Origin of the sequence: Candidatus Symbiopectobacterium sp. (genome assembly GCF_020054415.1) — a bacterium.
Lineage (GTDB): Bacteria > Pseudomonadota > Gammaproteobacteria > Enterobacterales > Enterobacteriaceae > Symbiopectobacterium.
Window position 1 is genome coordinate 1 of record NZ_JAHWCO010000193.1, and the last position, 2,292, is coordinate 2,292.

The 2,292-nt window shown below is 52.2% G+C and carries 2 protein-coding genes and 3 pseudogenes; 1 reads left to right on the forward strand and 4 read right to left on the reverse strand.

The window, feature by feature from the left end; all coding sequences use genetic code 11:
• Positions 1-136 (forward strand): annotated as a pseudogene (locus QZ506_RS05675) (IS481 family transposase); the annotation flags it as partial.
• Positions 137-205: 69 nt separating this feature from the next.
• Here the strand turns inward: QZ506_RS05675 and yfcD are convergent.
• From yfcD to QZ506_RS05695, 4 genes and pseudogenes are all read right to left on the reverse strand, one after another.
• On the reverse strand, positions 206-799 hold the full coding sequence (yfcD, locus tag QZ506_RS05680) for an NUDIX hydrolase YfcD (RefSeq protein ID WP_291969676.1): 594 nt from the start codon (positions 797-799) through the stop codon (positions 206-208).
• Between the two features lie 85 nt (positions 800-884).
• Positions 885-1,421, reverse strand: coding sequence for a phosphodiesterase (gene yfcE, locus QZ506_RS05685; protein ID WP_291969677.1), 537 nt, complete (start codon positions 1,419-1,421; stop codon positions 885-887).
• Between the two features lie 305 nt (positions 1,422-1,726).
• Positions 1,727-2,095 (reverse strand): annotated as a pseudogene (locus tag QZ506_RS05690) (ethanolamine ammonia-lyase light chain EutC); the annotation flags it as partial.
• A 63-nt stretch (positions 2,096-2,158) separates the two neighbouring features.
• Positions 2,159-2,292, reverse strand: a pseudogene (locus QZ506_RS05695) (integrase); the annotation flags it as partial.

The following is a 2,292-nucleotide window of genomic DNA, read 5'->3' on the forward strand; positions in this document are numbered from 1 at the left end:
AGATCTGGACAACTGGTTGTGGCATTACAATAATGAGCGAACTCATCAGGGAAAAATGTGCTGCGGGCGTACGCCGATGGCCACTTTACTCGATGGAAAACGGATCTGGGCAGAAAAGAATCTGAACCAGATGTAATCTGGCAGACACCTGTATAAATAATCGGTAACTGTCAGATCAGGTCTGAGCTAGTACAGCTTAATCCAATTATTCTTCAGCGTCGTCCGATGCAGCAACCTCATCATCAGTTTTCACTGGGTCACGCGTAATGGGTTTGCCGTAGCTTTGCTCGTTGTAACGGCTCATCCACAGCGACAGGGCTTTGAGCGAATCCGGCGTGAACTCATCGCAGCGTGCAGTGACCTCCTGCGGGGTCATCCAGCACACCTCAGCCACTTCCTCTTCCTGCAAGGCAAACGGGCCGTGGGTAACGCAACTGAATAACGCCCCCCAGACACGACAATTGTCACCGTCAAAATAGAACAGGCCATGATCGGCGAAAGGCACACCTGCAATGCCCAGTTCCTCTTCCGCTTCACGACGGGCCGACTCGAGCATGTGCTCGCCGGTTTGCACTACTCCCCCGGCTGTCGCATCCAACCAACCAGGGTAGAAATCTTTTGTTTCGGTACGGCGTTGAACCAGTATTTTTCCCATGCCGTCATGAACAACGATATAGGTGGCGCGGTGACGTAAACGTTGAGCGCGCATTTGTTGGCGGCTGGCCTGGGCGATAACGTCATTGTTCTCGTCAACAATATCCACCCACCCGGTCCCTGCCGCTTGACTTTGCTCCACCATCCTCTGAACCCTTCAGTATTGGCGCGTTGCGACACGCGTCTGTTTTAAACGTACTAAGCGTTAGTCGTGCAAGATCGTTGATAACTTAGTGACTAATAGTCACCTGTGCAATAGGCTCGCCACCCATTAACGGTAAAACTTGAAGCTCCCCTTGTGACAACATGCCATAGCTGGGCACATTGCCCCCTTTTGGCAAGCTGACGGAGCCAGGATTAAAGCAGTAGACCTCCCCATGACGCTCAGCCACTGGAAGGTGGGTGTGCCCGTACACCAGCACATCACCTGCCTGTAACGGCGGAAGATGCTGAGGATGGTAGAGATGACCGTGCTTCAGGAAAAGACGCTGCTGCTGCCACGGTGCCGTGATCGGAAAGTCGAGCAGCATCTGATCCACTTCGCTGTCACAGTTACCGCGCACCGCCACCATTTGACGGGAAAACACATTTAATCGGCCCGCCACCTCGGCAGGCTGATAAGCCTCCGGCAGCGGATTGCGCGGGCCGTGATTGAGGAAATCCCCCAAAAGCATCAGCCACTCGGCACCGCTGTGGGTAAAAATATCGAGCACCCGCTCCGTCGCCGTTAGCGAGCCGTGAAGATCTGAGGCAAACATCAACTTCATCGTGATCCCCGAAAAAACTACGTCGCAATACGGCAAAGTGTAACAAAATTACCGCACTCAACTCTTGTCCTTTTTTCATTTGGCAGGTGGGTGTCGCACGATTACACACATCCATGATCGGAGGGATACAGGATAAGGGTGGTCGCTAAACAAACGGTAAGCACAGCATAAAAAACGTACTGAACACTCCCTGTTCAGTACGATCCTGAGTAGCAGAATCCGTGTCAGTGACACGCTGATAAAAGCAAAGTGAACAATCTCGCTCCTCCTGCACGATGCAGCGCACAGGGGAAAGCGAGTCACCATCATGGTGTTGTCAAATGCCCTACGGCAGGTGGGTGAATCTTGCCGTGCATCGCCGGGTTGTCGCTCTCATCTTTCAGCGCAAGCCCCGACAGCCGGCGTTGAAACGCTTGCTCCAGCAGCCAGGCCCATTTAAACGCGGCCTGCGGATAATCCATCCCTTCCGTGCGAATATTGTAAATGCAGTTACGCTCCGATTCCAAACGGCGCGTGTGAGGTCCCCAGGTTAAATAAATACTCAGGATGTCCGGTGATGACAAACCGGGGCGCTCGCCGATCAGGATCGCCACCGCTTTGGCCTGCAGACACTCGCCAATGTCATCGCCCAGCGCCACGCGCGACCGATGCTCCAACATCGGCGTAGAAATATTATCCTTTTTATTCAGTTAGTTACAATTAATCGATCAAAATTACTCGAAATTCGATCAAAATAATTACACCTCTGTCCACTCTGAGCCACGTACATCCCGGTACTTGTCGGTCATGGTTGCTGATTTATGCCCTAATAGTTTTTGTGCGTAGTCTTTCCCTTTCTCTTCAGTATATAAGCGAGCTGACAAACTTCTGA